General features: G+C 65.8%; 18 protein-coding genes. 10 read left to right on the top strand and 8 right to left on the bottom strand.

Annotated elements, in window-relative coordinates:
* Window positions 1-25: 25 nt before the first annotated feature.
* On the bottom strand, window positions 26-697 hold the full coding sequence (locus A5788_RS16830) for a DUF1345 domain-containing protein (RefSeq protein ID WP_049698957.1): 672 nt from the start codon (window positions 695-697) through the stop codon (window positions 26-28).
* A 40-nt stretch (window positions 698-737) separates the two neighbouring features.
* On the opposite strand from A5788_RS16830, the gene A5788_RS16825 reads away from it, so the two are divergent.
* Window positions 738-1,739, top strand: coding sequence for a zinc-binding alcohol dehydrogenase family protein (locus A5788_RS16825; RefSeq protein WP_049698958.1), 1,002 nt, complete (start codon window positions 738-740; stop codon window positions 1,737-1,739).
* A gap of 15 nt (window positions 1,740-1,754) precedes the next feature.
* Here the strand turns inward: A5788_RS16825 and A5788_RS16820 are convergent, their stop codons facing one another.
* Window positions 1,755-2,522, bottom strand: coding sequence for an SOS response-associated peptidase (locus tag A5788_RS16820; RefSeq protein WP_049699071.1), 768 nt, complete (start codon window positions 2,520-2,522; stop codon window positions 1,755-1,757).
* Between the two features lie 84 nt (window positions 2,523-2,606).
* A complete protein-coding gene (gene ybaK / locus A5788_RS16815) occupies window positions 2,607-3,098 on the bottom strand; it encodes a Cys-tRNA(Pro) deacylase (RefSeq protein WP_049698959.1) in 492 nt (163 codons plus the stop codon).
* 369 nt (window positions 3,099-3,467) lie between these two features.
* On the opposite strand from ybaK, the gene A5788_RS16810 reads away from it, so the two are divergent.
* From A5788_RS16810 to A5788_RS16795, 5 genes are all read left to right on the top strand, one after another.
* A complete protein-coding gene (locus A5788_RS16810; RefSeq protein WP_231894367.1) occupies window positions 3,468-4,223 on the top strand; it encodes a sigma-70 family RNA polymerase sigma factor in 756 nt (251 codons plus the stop codon).
* Window positions 4,220-4,543: a mycothiol system anti-sigma-R factor gene (rsrA, locus tag A5788_RS16805; RefSeq protein WP_049698961.1), complete on the top strand. Its 324-nt coding sequence runs from the start codon at window positions 4,220-4,222 to the stop codon at window positions 4,541-4,543. The genes A5788_RS16810 and rsrA overlap by 4 nt, the downstream gene beginning before the upstream one ends.
* Window positions 4,544-4,648: 105 nt before the next feature.
* Complete coding sequence (locus tag A5788_RS24610; RefSeq protein ID WP_109239415.1) at window positions 4,649-4,723, top strand: 50S ribosomal protein bL37; 75 nt, start codon at window positions 4,649-4,651, stop codon at window positions 4,721-4,723.
* Window positions 4,724-4,870: 147 nt separating this feature from the next.
* Window positions 4,871-5,086 carry a biotin/lipoyl-binding carrier protein gene (locus A5788_RS16800; RefSeq protein ID WP_049698962.1) on the top strand — a complete coding sequence of 72 codons (216 nt, stop codon included), beginning with the start codon at window positions 4,871-4,873 and terminating at the stop codon, window positions 5,084-5,086.
* 16 nt (window positions 5,087-5,102) lie between these two features.
* Window positions 5,103-6,653 carry a sensor histidine kinase gene (locus A5788_RS16795; protein WP_049698963.1) on the top strand — a complete coding sequence of 517 codons (1,551 nt, stop codon included), beginning with the start codon at window positions 5,103-5,105 and terminating at the stop codon, window positions 6,651-6,653.
* A gap of 91 nt (window positions 6,654-6,744) precedes the next feature.
* On the opposite strand, the gene A5788_RS16790 is transcribed toward A5788_RS16795, so the two are convergent.
* The gene (locus A5788_RS16790) at window positions 6,745-6,999 is read right to left on the bottom strand and encodes a WhiB family transcriptional regulator (RefSeq protein WP_005170735.1); all 255 of its coding nucleotides are present in this window, start codon (window positions 6,997-6,999) and stop codon (window positions 6,745-6,747) included.
* A gap of 466 nt (window positions 7,000-7,465) precedes the next feature.
* Complete coding sequence (locus A5788_RS16785) at window positions 7,466-8,389, bottom strand: diacylglycerol/lipid kinase family protein (RefSeq protein ID WP_049699072.1); 924 nt, start codon at window positions 8,387-8,389, stop codon at window positions 7,466-7,468.
* Window positions 8,390-8,474: 85 nt separating this feature from the next.
* Here A5788_RS16785 and A5788_RS16780 point away from each other — a divergent pair, with 85 nt between their 5' ends.
* Window positions 8,475-8,957, top strand: a complete 483-nt coding sequence (locus tag A5788_RS16780; RefSeq protein ID WP_053117445.1) for a hypothetical protein — start codon at window positions 8,475-8,477, stop codon at window positions 8,955-8,957.
* Window positions 8,958-9,096: 139 nt separating this feature from the next.
* The gene (locus tag A5788_RS16775) at window positions 9,097-9,888 is read left to right on the top strand and encodes a ParA family protein (protein WP_049698965.1); all 792 of its coding nucleotides are present in this window, start codon (window positions 9,097-9,099) and stop codon (window positions 9,886-9,888) included.
* Window positions 9,889-9,909: 21 nt separating this feature from the next.
* Here A5788_RS16775 and A5788_RS16770 read toward each other — a convergent pair whose 3' ends face one another.
* Both A5788_RS16770 and A5788_RS16765 read right to left on the bottom strand, forming a co-directional pair.
* A complete protein-coding gene (locus A5788_RS16770) occupies window positions 9,910-11,211 on the bottom strand; it encodes an Rv3212 family protein (protein ID WP_049698966.1) in 1,302 nt (433 codons plus the stop codon).
* A gap of 38 nt (window positions 11,212-11,249) precedes the next feature.
* Window positions 11,250-12,869 (bottom strand): DEAD/DEAH box helicase, encoded by a 1,620-nt coding sequence (locus A5788_RS16765; protein WP_064870688.1) that lies wholly within the window; start codon window positions 12,867-12,869, stop codon window positions 11,250-11,252.
* A gap of 346 nt (window positions 12,870-13,215) precedes the next feature.
* Here A5788_RS16765 and A5788_RS16760 point away from each other — a divergent pair, with 346 nt between their 5' ends.
* Both A5788_RS16760 and A5788_RS16755 read left to right on the top strand, forming a co-directional pair.
* The gene (locus tag A5788_RS16760) at window positions 13,216-13,947 is read left to right on the top strand and encodes a ferritin-like fold-containing protein (protein WP_064870743.1); all 732 of its coding nucleotides are present in this window, start codon (window positions 13,216-13,218) and stop codon (window positions 13,945-13,947) included.
* 235 nt (window positions 13,948-14,182) lie between these two features.
* Complete coding sequence (locus A5788_RS16755) at window positions 14,183-14,413, top strand: DUF3107 domain-containing protein (RefSeq protein WP_049698968.1); 231 nt, start codon at window positions 14,183-14,185, stop codon at window positions 14,411-14,413.
* Between the two features lie 65 nt (window positions 14,414-14,478).
* On the opposite strand, the gene A5788_RS16750 is transcribed toward A5788_RS16755, so the two are convergent.
* A complete protein-coding gene (locus A5788_RS16750) occupies window positions 14,479-15,174 on the bottom strand; it encodes a TetR/AcrR family transcriptional regulator (RefSeq protein ID WP_049698969.1) in 696 nt (231 codons plus the stop codon).
* Window positions 15,175-15,244 lie beyond the last annotated feature (70 nt).

Here is a 15,244-nt window from a genome sequence, read left to right as displayed (position 1 = left end):
CTGGGAGAGAGGGTTTGGTTCCTCGTTACGATCCGACGTTCGCTGTGAGGTTGATCAGCAGCGCGACGATCACGGTGCCGAAGAAGTAGCTCAGCAGGGCGTGGAAGACCAGTGTCCGACGAAGCCGCGATGAGCCGACGTCGGTGTCGGAGATCGCATAGCTCATCCCGACTGTGATCGCGACGTACACGAAGTCGCTGTAGCGCGGTGACTCCGACTGATGGAAGTCGATCAGCGGCCCGTCACCCTTCTGGGTATTTTCACTGACCCCGTCGCCGCCGAAGTACATGCGTGCGTAGTGGGTTGCGTACATCGTGTGGATGGCGGCCCACGATGCCACCACCGATAGCAGTGCGATGAAGAGGAGTACCGCGTCTTTCCTTGTCAGTACCTCGACGATCCCGATGAGGCTCACGAAAGCTGCCAGTAGCACGATGACGAACGCGCCGAAGCGCGTGGGCTCCTCGCGGCTGGCGTGCGCCTCGGTTGCCTCGTTGTCCATCGGCCACAGCGCCAACCATGTCCACAGCACGAACAGACCTGCGCCGATAGCCCAGCCCGCCAGCGGTGCGGCGGTGGGGCGTTCCGACCAGATCCCAGCCGCGACCGCCCCGCCCACCACAATGCTCACGAGGAGACGAACCAGCACCGGGGCGTCGCCACGATGCAGGCGCCACTTCTCGGGGAGAGAGTTCATGGAGCAAGTACACACCGCGCGGCCGGAATAGGGTGGAGACATGCGTGCGTGGTCAGTCACCCGACCAGGACCGGTCGACGAACATCCGCTCGAGCTGGTGGACAAACCAGTCCCGACGCCGGGTGCGGGCGAACTCTTGGTCAGGGTTCGTGCGTGCGGTGTCTGCCGTACCGATCTCCACGTGAGCGAAGGCGACCTTCCGGTGCACCGGCCAGGCGTCACGCCAGGACATGAGGTGGTCGGTGAAGTCGTCGAGGCCGGCGAGGGGGCGCTGGGCTTCGAGCGGGGCGCTCGGGTCGGGGTTGCATGGCTCCACCACACCGACGGCACGTGTACCTACTGTAAGCGGGGGAGCGAAAACCTCTGTCCCGCTTCGCTATACACCGGGTGGGACGTCGACGGCGGCTATGCCGAATACACAACTGTCCCCGCCGACTTTGCCTATCACCTGCCGGACAACGTCGACGACGTCACCCTCGCGCCCCTGCTGTGTGCGGGGATCATCGGGTATCGCGCACTCAAGCGTGCCTCGCTGCCGGAGGGTGGTCGTCTCGGCTTGTACGGCTTCGGCGGCAGCGCACACCTGTGCGCACAGCTCGCGATCGCGCAGGGCGCCGAGGTTCATGTCATGACCCGTGGTGCACAAGCACAAGCGCTGGCCAGGTCGTTGGGAGCGGCCTCGGTCAACGGTGCCTACGACGCCCCGCCGGTCCCTCTCGACGCTGCGATCACCTTCGCACCCGTCGGCGACCTGGTCCCGGTCGCGATGCGCGCACTCGACCGGGGAGGGGTGCTGTCGATCGCCGGCATACACCTGTCCGACATTCCCGCACTGAACTACGAGCGAGAGCTGTTCTACGAGAAGGAGATCCGCTCGGTCACCGCCAACACCCGCGACGACGGACGCGAATTCCTCGAGCTCGCCGCCCGCTACGGTGTCGCAGCGACGACACACACCTACCCGCTGTCGAAGGCCGACCAGGCGCTGTCCGACCTCAAGGCTGGCCGATTCGACGGCGCCGCCGTACTCGTTCCCGACTGATGAGTGCCACCAGCGTCAGACCGGTGCCAGCAGCTCCGGTCCGTTGTTGGCCACGCGGTTGACCAGTGGCGAGACCTCGCGGATCGCGATCGCGTCGGCGATTGCCTCGCTCGGCGGGGCGAAGAGCTCCGACGGCGCGGGGTGGTCGGGATCGAGCCAGGCATCCCAACTGTCGTAGGGCATGATGCGCGGCATGCGGTCGTGTACCTCGCGCAGGTCGCCGACGGCGTCGGTGGTCAGGATGGTGCAGCTCAACAGGGGTGGCGCGTCGGGATTCGAACGGTCGTGCCAGGCCGACCACAACCCCGCCATGAACAGGCGTGTCCCGTCTTCTGGCGACATGAAGAACGGGATCTTCGTCGGCTTGCCCTTGCTGTTCTCGGGGCCGGGCTTCCACTCGTACCACCCGTCCATCGGCACGAGGCAGCGCTTGGACTTCACCGAGCTGCGAAACGAACTCTTCTCCGCGGCGGTCTCGGCACGTGCATTGAACAGCAACGGCCCCTTGCCGACCTCTTTGGCCCATGTCGGTACGAGTCCCCACCGCATCGCCCGCACGCGCAGCCGCGGATCGTCGTGCGGGTCGTCGTGGGAATGACGTTCGACGACGGTCAGGATCGTCGACGTCGGGGCAACGTTGTAGTTGGTGCCAAGCGTGCGCGGCTCCCGATCGTCGCTCGGCTGATCGTCTGCGGGGGGCGGCGACGCGGGCACCTCGTTGACCGCGTCGATCTCGGCCGCGAGCTTGGCTGGGTCGGTCGTCACCGCGAAACGTCCACACATGCAGTCCATGCTGTCACGAGGGGCTGACACGGGGGCTGACACGAGGAGCCGACAGAGACGCCTGCAGACACAGAGGGGGAACGCTCAGGCCGCGATGTCGGCGGTGACGGCCGACGTCGCGGCGATCAGATCGGTGGGCGACAGTTCCACCTCGAGGCCGCGTTTGCCCGCGCTGCACAGGACGCGGTCCCATTCGAGTGCAGAAGCGTCGATGACCGTCGGCAGTGCAGTTCGCTGGCCGAGCGGCGACACACCGCCGAGAACGTAACCGGTGGATCGGGTGACGGCTTTTGCCTCGGCCATCACCGCCTTCGACGCTCCGAGTGCCGCCGCGACGGCCTTCAGCGACAGCTTGCGAGGCACCGGGATGACGGCGACGGCCAGGCCGCCGGGACCTCCGGTCAATGCCACGACGAGGGTCTTGAAGATCTGCTCGGGTGCAACCCCGAGTGTTGTCGAGAGCGCATCCACCGCCTCCGCTCCGTACGCCTGCGACTTCCGATCGTGGGTGTAGCTGTGTACCTCGTGCGGCACATCGGCCCTGCTGAGCGCCGCGAGCGCGGGTGTCGCCGCCATCGGAACCTCCAGATGTGTCAGCGGTGCCGCGGACGCGGACGCCGGAACAAATCGGACATGTGCGGAACAATTGTCGGCGCAGCCCTGTTGACCAACAATGTCAGGGCGCTCGCAACCCCTGTTCAGCGGGCGATCACCACATATCGACACCGCGACAAAAACACCGCGACATCAACAGATTGAGCGTATTCAACAGATCGAGGAGGTGGATTGCCGATGGGAGCGACGTTGCTCGAACGACCGGGGCAACCACGACCTGGTGAGCTGCGAGAAGGACCCGGGTCGGTAAGCTTGATCGACATCACCGGTGCGCCCGCGCGACCCCTCACCGGGTCCGGCGGCATCGGAGTCATCAGCGAAGGGAATTACGTGGCTTCTCCCGAGTCCCCCGACTCTGCCGGCGGTGCTGACAGGACAAGCGACACCGCCTCACAAGCGTCGAAAACTAAAGCGCCGGAAACCGAAGCGTCGACAACTGATGATTCGACCTCGGCAGCGGGTTCGGCGGCACCTCGTCGCGCCGATCCTTCGGAGACCGATGCCGATCTGACAGAACGGTTCGAGCGTGACGCGCTCCCGTTGCTCGATCAGATGTACGGCGCGGCGCTGCGCATGACGCGCAATCCCGCCGACGCAGAGGATCTGGTCCAGGAGACGTACGTCAAGGCATTCTCGGCATTCGCCTCGTTCCGCGAGGGAACCAACCTCAAGGCCTGGCTGTATCGCATCCTGACCAACACCTACATCAACGGGTACCGCAAGAAGCAGCGTCAGCCCGCCCAGTACCCGACCGACGAGATCACCGACTGGCAGCTCGCGGCCAATGCCGAGCACACGTCGACCGGTCTGCGCTCTGCCGAGATCGAGGCGCTCGACGCACTGCCCGACGACGAGATCAAGGCTGCGCTGCAGGCGCTTCCGGAGGACTTCCGGATGGCCGTCTACTACGCCGACGTCGAGGGTCTCCCATACAAGGAAATCGCCGAGATCATGGACACGCCCATCGGAACGGTCATGTCACGTCTACATCGTGGCCGACGTCAACTTCGTGAACTGCTGACAGACGTCGCACGTGACCGAGGCTTCATCCGTGAGCCCGCATCCGAGAGTGGGGTGGCACGATGAGCGACTCGACTCCCGACGTCGCGCCGGTACCGCCCGCCGACGATCCCGAATTCACCTCACTCGATTGCTCCGCGGTGATTGCCGACGTCTGGCTGGTGCTGGACAACGAGTGCGATTCCGCAGCTCGCGCCCGGCTGCAGCAACACCTCGACGAGTGCCCGTCGTGCCTGGCGCACTACGGCATCGAGAGTCAGCTCAAGGCGCTGATCAACCGCAAGTGCGGGGGAGATCGTGCACCCGATAGCCTGCGTGACCGGCTGCGCATCGAGATCCGCAAGACCGTCGTCGTGCGTGAAACGCGGTATTCCTCGGGAGAGTGATCCCGCTTTCGTCGAAGCGACCCAGGTCTGACCGGTACCGATTCCAGGATTCGGGGTGCGACGTGGGACAATCACTGAGCACATCGGAGACGAAGGAGGCCCGTCATGGGTAAGCGCGGACGCAAGAAGCGCGCACGCAAGAAGAGCGCAGCCAACCACGGCAAGCGCCCCAACGCCTGAGCTGCGTGCCAAAGAAAACGCCCGGAGCGTGATCGACGGTCATACCGACCGCGTCCGCCCGGGCTTTTTCGTGCCGCGATCTCCTGCCGGCAGTCTGTCACCGCGGTGTGCGCCCTCCCTGTCACAGCGGTGGACTAGGTTGTTCACATGGCAGAAGACGTTGTCGCCGAGATCGTGGCGAGTGTTCTGGAAGTCCGCGCAACCCCTGGTCAGCCCATCGAGATCGGCGATACGTTGGTCCTGCTCGAGTCGATGAAGATGGAGATACCGGTACTCGCCGAGGAATCAGGAACGCTCGCAGACGTCAGGGTCAAGGTGGGCGACGTGATCCAGGCAGGCGACATCATCGCCACCTACGAGTAGCCGCACACCGTCACCGATGTCGACGCTGGCCGATCTCCTCGCCGAATACACAACACTCTCCGACCGCGCAGCGGCATACCTGCAGCGCGTCGTCGCCGAGTGGCAATTGCTCGCCGACCTTTCCTTCGCCGATTTCCTGCTCGCCGTGCGCGCCGAGAACGGCGAGGTGGTGACGGTCGCGCAGTGTCGCCCGAACACCGCGTCGACGGTGTTCCCGAGCGATCAGGTCGGCATGGTCGTCGGTGCGGACGCCAACCCGCAGGCGCTGCGGGCATTCGACGAAGGGCACATCCTCCGCGAGGAGGACCCCACCTGGATCGGTCCGGTCGCCATTCGTCGCGAGGCCGTCCCCGTCGGATTCTCGGGCGAGGTCATCGGTGTCCTCACCAGGGCTGTCGACCTCACCCATCCGCGATTGCCGTCGCCGCTCGAACTGGCATATCAGGACTCGGCCAACGACCTGTGCCAAATGGTTGCCGACGGAACGTTCGCGCGCCTCGAGGTCAACCCGCGAGGCCTTTCGACCCCACGCGCGGGCGACGGTTTCGTGCGGATCGACGAGCGCGGCGTCGTGCTCTATGCGAGTCCCAACGCGCTGTCGGCGTTCCATCGCATGGGGTGGACATCGGAGCTCTCGGGGAGACGGCTGTCAGAAGTCACGACGTCATTGCTGACCGACCCGTTCGAGTCCCACGACGCCGCGACCATGATCGACGTCGCCGCGGGCGTCGTCGCGCCGCCGGAGGGGCCGTACCCCGACATCGGGATGCGCATGGAAGCCGACGCGCGGCGGGCGACCGTGCTGCTCCGGGCGGTGCCGTTGCGTCCGCGCGGGGTGAGTTCGGGTGCCGTGGTGCTGATCCGCGACGTGACCGAGGTCAAGCGTCGAGATCTCGCGCTCATCAGCAAGGACGCCACCATCCGGGAGATTCATCACCGGGTCAAGAACAACCTGCAGTCGGTGTCTGCGCTGTTGCGTCTACAGGCACGTCGCACGTCCAACGAGGAAGCGCGATCGGCACTCGTCGAGGCGGTTCGACGAGTGGCAGCCATCGCCACCGTGCACGAGTTGCTCTCGGGCAGCGTCGACGAAGAGGTCGACATGGACGAGGCCGTCTCGCGGCTGCTTCCCACGATGGTCGACGTCGCCGCCGGGGAGACGCCGGTCTCGGTGAGCCACCGTGACCGACTCGGAGTACTCCCCGCCGAGCTGGCCATGCCGCTCGTGATGGTGCTGACCGAGCTGATCCAGAACGCCGTCGAGCATGGTTTCGCGCGCCCGCGTGGAGATGACCGCGGCGATGACACAGCTCAGGTGCATGACGACGCCAGGATCGAGATCTCCGCCGACCGCGACGTGCGGCGCATGGTCGTGACGGTGCGCGACAACGGCTCCGGGCTGCCGGCCGATTTCTCCATCAACGATTCGGAGCGCTTGGGGCTTCAGATCGTGCAGACCCTCGTCGCGATTGAGCTCGGCGGCGAGCTGGAACTCGGGCCGAACCCGGAAGGTCGGGGAGCGCAGGCGCGTATCGCTGTTCCTCTGCACGCCCGCACGCCGACGTGAGGCAATAAAAAAGACCCGGCGCGTTGGCCGGGTCTTTTTGTTGGTCCCGATATCTCGGGGCCGTGGGTCGATCAGACTGCTTGTGAGTCGATCAGACGCTGCTGCGGGTCCGCGTGCGTGCCGTACGACGCTTCAGTGCTCGGCGCTCGTCCTCGCTCATGCCGCCCCACACACCGGCGTCCTGACCGGACTCGAGAGCCCAGGACAGGCATTCGGCGGTGACGGGACACCGCGCGCAGACGAGCTTCGCATCGGCGATCTGTGCGATAGCCGGACCACTGGTTCCCACCGGGAAGAACAGCTCGGGGTCCTCGTCGCGACAGATTGCCTTGTGACGCCAGTCCATTCCTTCTCCTTCAGGTGCGTGTGTTGCGCGCACCACTCGTCATTGAAATCTTGCTTCTTGTGGCTGTAACCATCAGTTCACGTAGACACACCAAATGTTTCCGTGCTGTTGCTTGTGAATACTTTCACGAATCCAGCCGAAGTCAATGGTGTTCCGCTGACACGTGTGCAATATCACTCTCCGTGGCCCTTTGCGGGAGGGGGGTGGTGCACTCGCGTCCGTGCCAATGTTCTATGCTACGCCGGTTGTTCGATTATTGCCGATATGTTTCCGCAGCTAGTGGCATAGATCGCATTCTGGCACCCCGATACGTGATCGTGGTCACTCGACTATTGGCGTCTGCCTGCGCGTAACCCGAAATTCATCTGACCGATGAGTCAGATGAGGCTGGATACGGCGTCGAGTTTGCGCTGCTCGGGGGCGATGTGCTTGCCATCGGGCGGCGCAACGAGCCCGCGGCCCTCCATTACGGAGCGACGACGCCGAGTACGGACTCGCGGTGGGCGAAGTGGATTGACGTGAACGCGCCGACGTAGTCGCCGTCCATCTGGACGTCGATCGGCTCGTCGGCGTCGAACTGCACCCACTCGACGTCGTCGTCGCGAATGAGGTGCGGCGCTTTGGGGTTGCGCTGGGTGAGTAGCCGCGTGGCGAGTCCGACGTTGCGCAGTACGCCCGTCGACGTCGCCGCGAACAGCCCCAGACGTGCGGAGAGGTCGGTGCCGGGATTGGTGCGGATCTCGTGATTGCCCAGGAACGTCCAGGGCGTGGTGTTGCTGACGAAGGCGAACCGCACACCGTCGATCGGCTCGTGGCCGTCGTATTGCACGCGAAAAGGCGGCTGGCTCGACGACCCGCGAATGAAGCAACTGACCGTCGTCCACAGGTATCGGCCGGGTGTTGCCGCTTTGCCCGCGTGGCGTTTGTCCTCCATCGCGTGCACCACCACGGCATCCATGCCCATTCCCGCGTTGAACAGGAACCAGCGAGTATCCGTGTGCCCCAATCCGATTCGATGAATCGACGAGGCGTCGACGAGGTCGATCAGTTGGCGCGTCGCGCGCAGCGGGTCGGAATCGATCCCGAGGGTGCGCGCGAAGACGTTGGCGCTGCCGCCGGGGATGATCGCGAGCGCCGGGCGGGGAAGATTCGGATCGAAATCGGTGGGCGATCCGAGGATGCCGTTGGCCACCTCGTTGACCGAGCCGTCGCCGCCGTGCACGGCGACGATGTCGTATCCCTGCTCTCGGGCGAGCGCGCCGAGTTCGCCCGCATGACCACGGTGCGTGGTGTGCTCGACGTCGACGGGGACGCGAGCGCTGATGGTGTTGACGAGCGCGTCACGACCCGCGGCAGTGGTCGCGGTCGCGAAGGGATTGACGATGAGCATGACGCGCACGACTCCCGAGGATATGGGGTCGCAGCGAACGCCGACCCTGCGCCCCCGTACTCCGTGCACCCAATACTCTGGTCGTGTGAGTAAAAAGCAGGACCCGGCCGGTCGTAGTGCGCGTAAGTCGGCACCGCGAGACGGACGGGAGAAGGCCGAGACGGCGTCGAACACGGGCGAGGTATGCCCGGTTCAGTTACGCGTGGCAGGGGCCATCACGGCGCTCGAGGGCGCGATTGCGGTCATCTTCGCTGTCGTCCTGGTGATCCGTGCGGCTGCGGGGCACCACGAGGCGGCGATCAGCGGATACGGCACAGCGGCTTGGTTCGGAATCATCTTCGGCGGGGTTCTCGTCGGCGGGATCGCGCTGCTGCTCGGTCGTCGGTGGGGTCGGGCCATCTCGTTGGTCGCCCAGATTCTGCTTCTCCCGGTTGCCTACTACCTGTTCACCAGTCATCAGGTGGGTTTCGCGATCCCGTTGGCTATCGCGGCGGTGGTGACGCTGGTGCTGTTGTTCCACCCTGCGTCGGTGCGCTGGATCTCGGGAGACCTCGACGCTTCTGAGTGAGTGAAAGTCCTCGGGACGGATGTCGGATCGAACCGGGGCTTTCGAACCGGGACGTTGATTTCGATCACACGATGGAAATTGTGTGTGACAAGCCGGTGCGCTCGAGACGTTGTGATCTGACGGGTCGTAGAGTGTTCGCATGACGCGGATGTTGGCGGTAGCGAATCAGAAGGGTGGCGTCGCCAAGACGACCACTGTCGAGTCCCTGGGCGCCGCGCTCGCCGACCTCGACGCGTCGGTGCTCGTCGTCGACCTCGATCCGCAAGGGTGCCTTACCTTTTCGTTGGGTCACGATCCCGATCAACTCCAGGCATCGGTCCACGATGTGCTGCTGGGCGACGAGGAGATCGCCGACGTTCTCCTCGACACAGCCGACAACGTCACGCTGCTTCCCGCGACGATCGACCTCGCGGGCGCCGAAGCGTTGCTGTTGATGCGGCCCGGGCGCGAGTACGCGCTCAAGCGGGCGCTCGCGGAGGTGGCCGAGGATTTCGACGTCATCCTGATCGACTGCCCGCCCTCGCTCGGGGTGCTCACGCTCAACGGGCTCACCGCGGCCGACGAGGTGATCGTGCCCCTGCAGTGCGAGACGCTCGCACATCGCGGCGTCGGACAGCTCTTGCGTACCGTCAACGAGGTCCAGCAGATCACCAACCCCAACCTGACGATGCTGGGTGCCGTCGCCACACTGTTCGACGCTCGGACCACTCACAGTCGTGACGTCCTCTCCGATGTCTCGGATCGGTACGATTTGCCCGTGATCGAGCCGCCGATCCCGCGGACGGTGCGGTTCGCGGAGGCGTCGGCGTCGGGCGCGTCGGTCATGCGGGGTCGAAAGAACAAGGGCGCCACGGCATATCGCGAGCTCGCCGAGAACCTCTGGAAGCACTGGGAGGCCGGCGAGGACGTGCGGACCTTCGATCCGAGCTGAGCTTTCGATTCGAGTCGAGCGTCAGCTCGCGTCGGTGGCAACCAGCGCGCGAACCGTCGTGCCTGTTTGTTCGACGACGTTGCTGCCGAGGACCCGCAGGCTCGTGGTGGCGGTCGCTCCATCGCGAGGGAACGCGATGGAGCCTGTTTCACGGCCGTTGGCAGGGTCGCGAACGCTGATGCCGCTCCGTGTCGGGAGCAGGAGCGCACCGGCCATCGTCTCGCCGGGCCCCAGCGTCTGCGGGACCTGATAGGTGGGTCGCATGGTCTGGCCGTCGAGTACGACGGTTGCTGCGCCGGTGAAGTAGGTGACGAGTCCATCGCTGGTCAGCGCGACGCTGTCCGCGGGCGGTGATACCGGCCCCTGCACGGTGCTCACCGGTCCTTCGACGCCATCGGAGTCGAAGACGCGAATCGTGGCCTCGCCGGGACGCACCGCGACCTGACCGGGGGTCTGAGTTCGGTTGGCTCCGCCGTCGTACACGGCGATCCCCGAACTACTCATGGCAACCAACACCGGTGGTGGACCGGAGGCGGTGTCGGTGATCACCGACGATCCGTACTGCTTGACCTTCTCGTCGCTGTCGAGCACCGCACCGAGCACAGTGAGCCGGTAACCGGGGTCGTTCTTGCAGCGTTCGATGACTGCGACACGGTCGCCGCTGATGGTGCCGGAGTAAAACCTGCAGTCGACCCGGCCGGGTTGCGTCCCCGGCTTGACCGGTGCGGTGACACGGCCGTATTCGATGCCGCGCACCAGATTCGATCCCCACGTCTCCAGCCGGTGGCTGCCGAGCGCGAGTACGTATCCCGAGTCGGTGACGAGTTTCAGATCGTCGTCGGCGTCGGAGGTGCGTGCGCCCTTGCGCTGACCCGTCGATGAGGCCAGGGCTGTCACCTCCGAGCACCCACGCGAGTTGCGGTACACGCCCAGCACTTCGTCGGTGCTCGCCGGCCACGCCGCGGCGGTGGAACACAGCGGGAGGTCTCGGGCGTATCGCCACAGTTCACGGCCCGTCGTCGGGTCATGTCCGACGACGGTGCCGGTTCCGTCACCCCCGTTGTCGGCGGTGATCACGACAGAGCGAGAGACTGCGGGAACACGCGTAGCGTCCGACGACGCTGTCCACGCGACACGCAATCCCTGCGGGACCGCCGTCGCGCGCGCGACGTCGGGTGCGGGCGCCGATGCCTGCGCGCTATCGGTATGGCGGACGGGACTGACCGACCACACGATGATGCCGACCACGACGACGATCACGACGATGACAGCAGAAACCGCCAGGTCGACGCGGGTGCGTCGTTCGGGGGCGATGCGTGTCACGGGCGCCCCGGGCGCGGTTGGATCACCTCGGCGCTGTCCTAGTCGGCCGTGGCGGTCGCCGGTGCCGAGTCTGCTGCGTGAGCGGCGGTCGCGTCGGACCCGCGGCCTGCGCCTCCGCGTCGACGACGACGCCGACGCGGCTTGCTCTCGCCGGTCCCGGCCGACGCCGCGTCGTCAGTGTTGGACGCCGTCGCCTTGTCTGCATCGGATGCGTTGTCTGCCTCGGACGAGGAGTTCTTGTCGCCGTTCGACGCTGGGGCCGCGTTGGAGCCGGACTTGCCGCCTCGGGTGCGACGTCGCGTACGCGAACTCGTGGTGCGCTCGGCGCGGGGAGTTCGCTCGACGCGTTCGCCTTCGGGGCGCTCGCGCTTGGGTGCGGCGACGCGGCCGGTGGCCGACTCGGGGATACCGAGCTCTTCGCGCAGGTGATCCGACGTCGAGTAGGTCTCGGCGGGCTCGGGCACGCCGAGCTTGAGTGCCGAATCGATGAGCTCCCAGCGATGCAGCTCGTCCCAGTCGACGAGGGTGATGGCGATACCCGTACGACCGGCGCGACCCGTGCGACCGATGCGGTGCACGTAGGTCTTGTCGTCGTCGGGGCACTGGTAGTTGATGACGTGCGTGACGTCGTCGATGTCGATACCGCGGGCTGCAACATCGGTGGCGACGAGCACGTCGATCTCTCCGGTGCGGAACTTCTTGAGTGCCTTCTCACGTGCCACCTGGCCGAGGTCGCCGTGGACGGCGCCCACGGAGAAGCCGCGCTCGGCGAGGTCGTCTGCGACCTTCTGGGCGGTGCGCTTGGTGCGCGTGAAGATCATGGTCGCGCCGCGGCCGTCGGCCTGGAGGATGCGCGCGACGAGTTCGGCCTTGTCCATCGCGTGGGCGCGGTATACGTACTGCGTGGTGCGCTCGTGCACCGCGGAGTCGTTGGCGTGCTCTGCGCGGATGTGCGTCGGACGCTGCAAGAACGTCCGGGCGAGGGTGACGATCGGGCCGGGCATGGTCGCGGAGAAGAGCATCGTCTGCTTCTGCTCGGGCAGTGCCGACATGATGCGCTCGATGTCGGGGAGGAAGCCGAGGTCGAGCATCTCGTCGGCCTCGTCGAGAACCAGGACGGCGACCTTGCCGAGGATCAGGTGGCCCTGCTGCGCGAGGTCGAGGAGACGGCCGGGGGTGCCGACGACGACGTCGACGCCCTTGTTGAGCTCGGCGATCTGCGACTCGTACGGACGGCCGCCGTAGATGGAGGCGATGGTGAAGGGGCGCTGCTCGCCCGTGGGGAGCGTGACGGTGAGGTTCTTTGCCGCGACCTCCAGATCTCCGGTGACCTGCACACAGAGTTCGCGGGTCGGCACGATCACGAGCGCACGGGGAGTGTTGTCGAGCGGGCGCAGGCCGCTCTCCTCGGCGTGCATCAGGCGGTGCAGCAGCGGAATGCCGAATCCGAAGGTCTTGCCCATACCCGTGCGGGCCTGGCCGATCAGGTCGCTGCCTGCCAGTGCGAGGGGGAGGGTGAGCTCCTGGATCGCGAAGGTGTGGGTCTTGCCGTCCGCGATCAGCGCGTCGACGATGTGCTCGTCGACGCCGAGCTCGGCGAAGGTGGGAGAGGTATGGGTGTCGTCGACGATGGTCGTCTGCACGCCGGGTTCTGTCATGTTTTCTTGTGTGCCTTTCGCATCTGTTCCAGCACGCACGAAAAGGCTCCACTGAGAAGATCACCGCGATTTGTCGGCGGTGACATGCAGGTCTTCGCTTCTGGAGTAGTCCGAACTGCGAAGGCGTGGGCTCGATGAGTGCGCGCGCAATGTCTGGTGCCCCGCGGTCGGTGTGGATCGTTGCCTACAGGTCACGCGGTGTCGCGGCGACGATCTCGATCCCACCCGGATGATCCCATTCTGTCGTCCATGGGAGTCCTCGGCGTACCAAGATGTCACGGTCGCGTCAGTGCACCGTTGTCAAGTGTACTTGGTGAAGCGATCGCAGCCGACCTACCATCGCCTCATGTCGTCTGCCGCGCCTTCATCCGAGTCTTCTGCTGAGTCACCCTCCGGGCGGTCCTCGTCCTCTGAGTCGGCCTCCGTCACCTCGGTCGATCAGGAGGATCCGGCGATCGGCAAGCTCTACTCGGTGCTGCTCGCGGGCGAGTTCGCCGCCTTCCACCGACTGATCGACGAGACGGCCATGGCGCCCGATGTGCAGGGGCGCATCAACATCGCACGCATGGTCGCTTCGGAGATCGCGCACTTCGAGAGGCTGTCCGAGCAGGTGAGCCGACGCGGCATCGACCCTGCGGAAGCCGTGGTGCGCTACAGCGGGGTGTTCGACGAGTACCACCGCGTCACCAATCCCAAGACCTGGTACGAGGCGCTGGTGAAGGCATACATCGCCGACGGCCTGGCGGCCGACTTCTACGCGGAGGTCTCTGGTGCTCTGCCCGCAGGACCTCGCGCGGTGGTCGCCGAGGTGATGTCGGCGACGGGCAGTTCGGCATTCGCGCGCGAGGAGGTGCGCAAAGCCATCGACGCGAACCCCTCGCTGCGGTCGCCGCTGACGCTGTGGGGACGTCGCCTGCTCGGCGAGGCCATCACTCACGCGCAATGGGTGCTCGCGGCGGAGGAGGAGGTCACCGACCTGCTCTTCGCAGGCGCGGCGTCGTTGCAGGGCATGGCGGGATTCTTCGACGTCGTCGCCGACCGGCACAGCGCACGCATGGCCGACCTCGGGCTCGGCTGAGACGTTCCGATCAGCCGAGTGTCAGGTTCGTTCGCTGTCAGCGGAGCGGGTGTCCGTGTGGCGCGACCCTGCACTAGCCTTATGCCGAAGGCATTGAATTAGCACTGTGCCGAAGGCTTGCGGCGCTCGAGTGATCGGGCGCCGGAGTCGTGCAAGACGAGAAGTCGCGCGCGACGACTCGCCTCACACATCAGTCGCGCGACTTCCGCGCGACGTCGCCAACGGAAGGGTGGCCATGTCCGTCGAAGTGAAGATCGGCATCACCGACAGCCCGCGAGAACTGTCCATCCAGTCGACGCTCAGCGGCGACAAGGCCTTGGCCGCCGTGGAGTCCGCCCTCGCCGGCAAGGAGGCGTTGCTGACGCTGACCGACGACAAGGGTTCGCGATTCCTGATCCCGGTCACCAAGATCGCCTACGTCGAGGTTGGCAGCTCGGAGACGCGACGCGTCGGATTCGGGAGCTGATCGCACCCAGGAGCTAGTCCAGGCCCCCGACGGTCATTGCGACCGGAGGGGGCCGATCTCGTGGGTTACTCGGCTGCGGAGGGTGCGGCGTCGGTCTCGAACGCGTGCCCAGCCTGTTCGGGGGTGCCGGATTCGCCATGCTTCGGCACGCGCGACAACCCGCCCCAGAGCAGCGCGACCGTGGTGTCGACCGCTTCGCTCTTGGCGATGGGGCGCTTGGCCTCGAGCCAGTATCTGGCGTTGACCTGACTCGCGCCGACCAGCCCGGCCGCCAGCATCCGTGAACGGTAGGGGTCGAGCCCGGAGTCGTGCATGACGAGCCCGTAGACGGCGTCGACGCATGCCTCGGTCGCGCCCTCGACGCGACGGATCACCGCGGGATCCAGGGCGTCGGAGGAGAAGATCAGCCGGTAGCCGGAATTGTCTTCATCGATGAAATTGAAGAACGCCTCCACTGCGGCCCGGACACGCTGGCGGTTGTCGGTGGTGGTGAGCAGTGCGTTGTTCACGTCGGTCACGAGCTTCTCGGCGTGCGAGTCGACGACCGCGATGTAGAGATCGAGCTTCGACGGGAAGTGTTGGTACAGAACGGGTTTGCTCACTCCTGCGTGGACGGCGATCTCGTCCATGCCTGCCGAGTGGTAGCCGCGTTCGACGAAGATCTCGCTGGCGGCGTCGAGGAGTTGTCGCCGCCGTGCGCTGCGGGGCATCCGGGTCCCGTTTCTGGTACCCGATGACGATGCGTTGGCGGTAGGTGGCATGGATATAGGGTACTCGGGCCGCTCGGCAACGTGACCGGGGTCGCACCCTTTGTCGACTGTCGGGTGTCGT

Source organism: Gordonia sp. 852002-50816_SCH5313054-c (assembly GCF_001665925.1).
GTDB lineage: Bacteria > Actinomycetota > Actinomycetes > Mycobacteriales > Mycobacteriaceae > Gordonia > Gordonia jacobaea.
Note: the sequence above shows the minus strand (reverse complement) of the source record. Positions and strands in the feature narration are given on the sequence as shown.

Excerpts from the sequence above, each read along its gene's own strand:
- A5788_RS16775 (WP_049698965.1), top strand. The coding sequence starts at position 9,097 with ATGACGCGGATGTTGGCGGTAGCGAATCAGAAGGGTGGCGTCGCCAAG.
- A5788_RS16830 (WP_049698957.1), bottom strand. The coding sequence starts at position 697 with ATGAACTCTCTCCCCGAGAAGTGGCGCCTGCATCGTGGCGACGCCCCG.
- A5788_RS16760 (WP_064870743.1), top strand. The coding sequence starts at position 13,216 with ATGTCGTCTGCCGCGCCTTCATCCGAGTCTTCTGCTGAGTCACCCTCC.
- A5788_RS16750 (WP_049698969.1), bottom strand. The coding sequence starts at position 15,174 with ATGCCACCTACCGCCAACGCATCGTCATCGGGTACCAGAAACGGGACC.
- A5788_RS16790 (WP_005170735.1), bottom strand. The coding sequence starts at position 6,999 with ATGGACTGGCGTCACAAGGCAATCTGTCGCGACGAGGACCCCGAGCTG.
- A5788_RS16755 (WP_049698968.1), top strand. The coding sequence starts at position 14,183 with ATGTCCGTCGAAGTGAAGATCGGCATCACCGACAGCCCGCGAGAACTG.
- ybaK (WP_049698959.1), bottom strand. The coding sequence starts at position 3,098 with ATGGCGGCGACACCCGCGCTCGCGGCGCTCAGCAGGGCCGATGTGCCG.
- A5788_RS16795 (WP_049698963.1), top strand. The coding sequence starts at position 5,103 with ATGTCGACGCTGGCCGATCTCCTCGCCGAATACACAACACTCTCCGAC.
- A5788_RS16785 (WP_049699072.1), bottom strand. The coding sequence starts at position 8,389 with ATGCTCATCGTCAATCCCTTCGCGACCGCGACCACTGCCGCGGGTCGT.
- A5788_RS16765 (WP_064870688.1), bottom strand. The coding sequence starts at position 12,869 with ATGACAGAACCCGGCGTGCAGACGACCATCGTCGACGACACCCATACC.
- A5788_RS16825 (WP_049698958.1), top strand. The coding sequence starts at position 738 with ATGCGTGCGTGGTCAGTCACCCGACCAGGACCGGTCGACGAACATCCG.
- A5788_RS16800 (WP_049698962.1), top strand. The coding sequence starts at position 4,871 with ATGGCAGAAGACGTTGTCGCCGAGATCGTGGCGAGTGTTCTGGAAGTC.
- A5788_RS16820 (WP_049699071.1), bottom strand. The coding sequence starts at position 2,522 with ATGTGTGGACGTTTCGCGGTGACGACCGACCCAGCCAAGCTCGCGGCC.
- rsrA (WP_049698961.1), top strand. The coding sequence starts at position 4,220 with ATGAGCGACTCGACTCCCGACGTCGCGCCGGTACCGCCCGCCGACGAT.